Genomic DNA, 6000 nt, shown 5'->3' on the forward strand with positions numbered 1-6000 from the left:
TAAAACCTCAAGTTAACTTAAGGTCAAATATTTTTGTAATATTTATTTTCAATAAGATAATCGTTAAAAAACCAAACCTAATTATTTAACTTTTTAATAAGTTTAATTTCTGCAAGATTCAAGTTTGGTAAGTCAATACATATTCTTTTATCCTTGGTTTTTATAAACTCTTTTCTAGTGTAAAAATCAATTGCTAGAGCATTTTTTAACAATACCCATAAGTAGACTTTCTTAATCTTATTTAATCTACTATCACAAATTACCTTATTGATAAGTTTTGAGCCAACTCCATAACCTATATAATTAGGATCGATATAAATTGTCTTAATTTCCACAGCATCAATAACTTGATCACCAATAAACTTATCAAAACAAATAAAACCAACAACTAAATTATGATACTCGGCAACAATAATATTAACTAACTTGCTATTTAACATGTTATGCCATAATAACTTTTTATCACTTTTTTTATAAATCTGATTCAAATTGTTTTTAGAGATAAATCCTTTATATGCATACTTTGCACTTTCAATATGAATTCTAGTAATATCATCAATATCTGCTATTTCTGCTTTTCTAAAGTTAATTTCATTCACAGATTAAAAGTTACCTTAATAATTGAAAAAATTTGCTATAACAGGGGTGACTATTTAAAAAAACACCAATATAATCTTGCCGAAATATGGTAAGAGCGATCAACATCCTTGTTGATTGTATTCTTAATCCTTTAAAGAATTCCTCGCTCTTTCCTAGGGGGTTGCAAGTATTATTCTCACATGTACGGTCAAATCAGTATATAGAAAAATTCACTTTCCTTTGTGAGATATTGTCCATGGTAAAAATATCAATAACATTGAAAATTGATTTTTAAGCTATTCATTTTAATTATTTGGATAAATAATGCTTTTATAAAAAGTCGGTCGATAAGCCGGGTTCTGTCGCGGACAATCATTCATCTTGGCTATCTGTCACCAGTCTAGCTCCAGCAACCTACCCGATCGCAGTATGGGTCATACCTTAAAGCGATCCTATTTGGTCTTGCTCCAAGTGGGGTTTACCCTGCCATTGATGTTACCATCAACGCGGTGCGCTCTTACCGCACCCTTTCACCCTTACCTAGTAAACTAGGCGGTTTACTTTCTGTGGCACTTTCCGTAAGTTCACACTTCCCAGGCGTTACCTGGCACTTCACCCTGTGGAGCCCGGACTTTCCTCTATTAGCTTAAAACTAACAGCGATTGCCTGACCGACTTTTCAATAACATTATATCCTAATGGTTCGATAAAAAGCAAATTACCAATCCATTAAGCATAAGTAGTTACCTCTGAAAGATAACGAGATTTAATATGATTAATATAATCATCAGCTTCAAATACTTTATTCGTTGCAGATAAAACAAGCTCATCAAAGCTTAATGATGATGCTTTTGAATGAACGTTTTCCTTAAGCCACTGCATCAATACTCTAAAGTCTCCTTTAGCTATTGCAGCTGGAATCTCAGGTTTAGCTTTTAGTGCTGCTTGATAGAATTGAGCTGCAAGCATTGAACCTAATGCATAGGCCGGAAAATAACCAAATAATCCTGCAGGCCAGTGAACATCTTGCATAATGCCATCTTTATAATTACCTTTTGTATCACGCGATAAATAGCTTTGCATTTTCTCATCCCATAAATGCACTAAGTCATTAACCGCTATTTCATCATTAATCAATGCTTTTTCTAACTCATAACGCAAAATTACATGTAATGGATAGGTTACTTCATCTGCATCAACTCGAATCAAGCCTGCTTTAACTTCTGTATAATGACGATAGAGATTTTCTTTTGAGAATGATTCATCATGATAATTAAAGGTCTCTTTAACGATATCAGATAAGATTGAGATAAACTCCATACTACGACAGGCATGCATCTCGACTAATAATGACTGACTTTCATGAACCGTCATTCCCAATGCATCGCCAACCGGTTGATATTGCCATTTTTGTGGCAGTTGTAATTCATACATCGCATGACCTGTTTCATGGCAAACTGCCATTAATGACGAAATAAATTCATCTTCATTATAACGTGTCGTAATACGGACATCGCCTTTAATACCACCACAAAAAGGATGTACTGCTGTATCAAGGCGACCATGATTAAAATCAAAACCAATCATATTCATGAGTCTATGAGATAATTCTTTTTGTTGATTAAGTGGGAATTTTTGCTTAAATCCAATTGGTTTAAACTGGCTTTGATAATTAATTATTTGCTTAATTGCATCCGGTAAAAATGCTTTTAATTGTGAAAAAATAGGATCAATTTGGCTTGTTGTAATACCTGGTGAATAATCATCTAATAAGGCATCATAACTAGAACAATTATAGTATTGTGCTTTTATCTTAGCTATTTCTTTAACGCTATTAACCGTTTTTTCTAAATAAGGGATAAAGTCATGATAATTATTTTCAGCCCTTAATTTACGCCAAGCTTGTTCAGACTGCTTCTGATTTAATGTTAATTCAGTTACAAGTTTTTCTGGAATAATACTTGCATCAGTTAAGCGTTTTTTTATCCACTTCATATTGGCTTGTTGCCAATTATCCAGTTTAGTCACATCCACTGAATCAACCATTGATTTTAAATCATTCGAATTTAGCTTTTGATGTATTAACTGTGATAATGCTGCTAATGTTTGATTTCGACTATCACTTGCACCAACAGGCATCATTGTTTGCTCATCCCAGCCTAATATATGACTAGCATTTTCTAAGTGGCGAATGGTTTTCGTATGATTTTCAAGTGCTAAATAGTTATCGGTTGACATAATAAAATCCTTAATTGCATTGATATATAACCATATATATAGAATATTTGACTAAAAAACCATTCCTTTATATAGATATATAGATAATTTTTACTGATTTATTTTTATAATTGAAAGTTTAAGGTACAAATAAAAATTTTGTCATGACAAAAAATAAAAAACTTATTTGCTTTTAGTCTTCTTAGGATTTGATTTTATTTTTTTTAAATTTTCAAACTTAGGATCCTTAGCAATACGATAATTAACCCATGACTGTTGCACAATTGTTAGTATATTATTAGTTAACCAATAAAGAACAAGTCCTGCCGGAAAGCTTGCAAACATAACGGTAAAAATAACGGGTAAAAACATCATTACTTTTGCTTGAACTGGATCTGGTGGCGCTGGGTTAATTTTTTGTTGGACCAACATAGATAGCCCCATCAATACAGGTAACACATAGTAAGGATCTTTAACCGATAAATCTTGAATCCAAAAGACAAACGGTGCTTGACGTAATTGAACTGATTCAAGTAATACCCAATAAAGCGCAATAAATACTGGAATTTGAATTAAAATAGGTAAGCAGCCTCCAAGTGGATTTACTTTTTCACGTCGATAAAGCTCCATCATTGCTTGTGACATTTTCTGTCTATCATCACCAAGGCGTTCTTTTAATTGCTTAATCTTCGGTTGAAGCATGCGCATTTTAGCCATTGAGCGAAAACTTTTAGCTGATAATGGATAAAATAAGATCTTAATTAATAAGGTTACTAAAATAATTGACACACCCCAGTTACCGACAACTTCATGAATATGTGCCATAGCCCAAAAAACAATAACAGAAATAAACCATAAAAGCCCGTAGTCGATCGTATAGGATAAATTAGGAGCAGCAGCCTCAAGTTGATCTTTTATTGCAGGACCAATGTATAAATTGGCTGTTTGGGATTGTGCTTGAGATGGTGCAAGTTCAAACTGCGGTTGAATAATACCTGCAATATAGGCTTTATCTTGTTTATTCTCTTGTGTATAGAGTACATTCTCGCCTGAACCTTGTGGAATCCATGCGGTTAAGAAGTAATGCTCTACCATCGCTGCCCAACCACCTGTTGTTGTAATGTTTACAGGTGACTTCGCAATATTACTAAATGATTCTTTCTGGTATTTATCCGAAATGGAAGATAAAACAGCGCCAATATAAGTTGCATAAGAATGTACATTTAAAAGTCCACCACTACTTTGAGGCTCTTTACGACTTAAAAAGTTATAAGTTCGTGCACTAAGAGAATGATTGGATATATTTTTAACGATTGTTTTTACAGAAATATCATAGCTACCGCGTTTAAATGAATAGACTTTAGTTACTTCAAGTTGACCATTATTAGCAACTAACGTTACCGATAATTCATTTGCACTACCCATTTGATAGTTTCGTTTTTCTGATTTGAAATAAAGATTTTTTTGCTTAGTTGAAGTCGCTACAGCTGACTGTGAAATATAATCAATATTATTTTGATTCGTCAATATACTTAATGGTTTTTTATTTTCAATTGAAGTTGGATATTTTAATAAACTGGCATTAACAATCGTTGCATTTAATGGTTTTATTTCTAAATCTAATACATCTGTTTTAATATGGATCGGTTTAAAGTGTCCATCCACTTTATTATTTACTAAAGTATTTTTTTGATCTTCCTTAAGATTTATAGGTGATTTAGGGATTGCTTGAATTGGAATTTTTGAATTATTGTTATTTGTTTTATCTACTTGAGCAACTTCAGTTTGACTTACATTATCCTGTGGATGAAACCGTTGATAATATTTACTATAAAAAATCATAAATACCATAAAAATGGCTATTAATAACGCTAATCGTATATTGTTTGGTTTCATTTGTTAGAACCTTCTTGTTTGATTTCAGGAACTGGATCAAAGCCACCTTGGTGGCAAGGATGACATTTTAACAGACGTTTAATACTAAGGAAAAGCCCATATAAGATACCAAAGCGAACAATGGCATCGATTGAATAACGTGAACAACTAGGATAAAAACGACAACGTGGTCCTAAAACTGGACTTATTGTATAACGATAAATAATTATAGGAATAATTATCACCTTGCGAGTTAGTAATCGACTTTTTTGAATAATTTTTCTAAATCTTCCCATAAGTCCACTCGCTTGGCATCCTTAATATGTCGATTAGAGATAACTAATAAACGATAGGAGTTTAATTGTCGTCTATAATTGTAAAAAATAGCCTGAATAATTCGCTTTGTGTAATTACGTTCAACAGCTTTTTTTTGCTTTTTCTTAGCCAAAACAACACCAAGTTTTGGCATTAATAAGGTATTATCTTTTGTTAATAACAAAGTAAAAAAGCGTGTAGAGACACGCTTTGTATTACTTGAATTAAAAACAATTGAATAATCTTTTTTACTAAAACGATGTAGTTTAGGCAGCAAGTTTATGACGACCTTTAGCACGTCTACGATTAATAATCTTACGACCACCTTTAGTAGACATACGGGCTCTAAAGCCATGGTTTCTTTTTCGTTTTAGGTTACTTGGTTGAAATGTACGTTTCATTTTTATAAACCTTCTTAAGCTTGTGTATTAATATTCAAATCGATAACGATATAAAGCAGTCAGTGGATGCATTTTAGATAAATCAAATTTAAGCGTCAACCTTTTTCTTGTAATCAACAATAGAATTTAGTTGTTATCTTTTGTGTATAAAATTCTAAAGATTTTATTTTGTGGATAGTTTATCTATTTATTTATAAACCCTAATCTTTATTAATTAATATTATTTATTTTATAGTTTTTGTTATTATAGGGGGTAGAAAACTCTGTGGATAGTTCTTATTTCACTACATAAATCAAATATTAAGGCTGTTGATAACCTTGTTGGTAAACTATGTATCCTCTTGTGGAATTATGAGGATAACTTTGGATAACTTGTTATTGAAATTTTTAATCACAAAGAATCCACAGGGTATATACAAAGATTATTAACAGAGTTATCCACAACCTAATTCACAGTCAACTAACAGAGTTATTAACAGAGTTATCCACAGGTATTAATAAATTTTGTTGAAGCTAATTCTAAGATTGCTATAATTGGCAGTAGATAGAAAGAGAGATTGGTATATTATAACCAATCGTTTAGTTTAATTAATTGAATTTTATGGTGTTTTTAA

Annotated in this window: 6 protein-coding genes and 1 other RNA gene; all 7 read right to left on the reverse strand. The window is 31.8% G+C overall.

From position 1 onward, the window contains the following. Positions 1-77: 77 nt before the first annotated feature. Positions 78-599 (reverse strand): GNAT family N-acetyltransferase, encoded by a 522-nt coding sequence (locus tag KFE69_14025; GenBank protein ID UTW42565.1) that lies wholly within the window; start codon positions 597-599, stop codon positions 78-80. 312 nt (positions 600-911) lie between these two features. Continuing rightward, positions 912-1257: RNase P RNA component class A (rnpB, locus tag KFE69_14030), an RNA gene on the reverse strand. Between the two features lie 50 nt (positions 1258-1307). Further along, positions 1308-2816 carry a carboxypeptidase M32 gene (locus tag KFE69_14035; GenBank protein UTW42566.1) on the reverse strand — a complete coding sequence of 503 codons (1509 nt, stop codon included), beginning with the start codon at positions 2814-2816 and terminating at the stop codon, positions 1308-1310. A gap of 162 nt (positions 2817-2978) precedes the next feature. Continuing rightward, the gene (gene yidC / locus KFE69_14040; protein ID UTW42567.1) at positions 2979-4691 is read right to left on the reverse strand and encodes a membrane protein insertase YidC; all 1713 of its coding nucleotides are present in this window, start codon (positions 4689-4691) and stop codon (positions 2979-2981) included. Continuing rightward, complete coding sequence (gene yidD / locus KFE69_14045) at positions 4688-4966, reverse strand: membrane protein insertion efficiency factor YidD (protein UTW42568.1); 279 nt, start codon at positions 4964-4966, stop codon at positions 4688-4690. The genes yidC and yidD overlap by 4 nt, the downstream gene beginning before the upstream one ends. Then, entirely contained in the window at positions 4924-5262 is a 339-nt protein-coding gene (gene rnpA / locus KFE69_14050) for a ribonuclease P protein component (protein ID UTW42569.1), read from the reverse strand. Before rnpA ends, yidD begins: the two co-directional genes overlap by 43 nt. Beyond that, positions 5252-5386, reverse strand: coding sequence for a 50S ribosomal protein L34 (rpmH, locus tag KFE69_14055; protein ID UTW42570.1), 135 nt, complete (start codon positions 5384-5386; stop codon positions 5252-5254). The genes rnpA and rpmH overlap by 11 nt, the downstream gene beginning before the upstream one ends. Between the last annotated feature and the right edge of the window lie 614 nt (positions 5387-6000).

Source organism: bacterium SCSIO 12844, assembly GCA_024397935.1.
In the GTDB taxonomy this organism is placed as follows: Bacteria; Pseudomonadota; Gammaproteobacteria; order Francisellales; family Francisellaceae; genus M0027.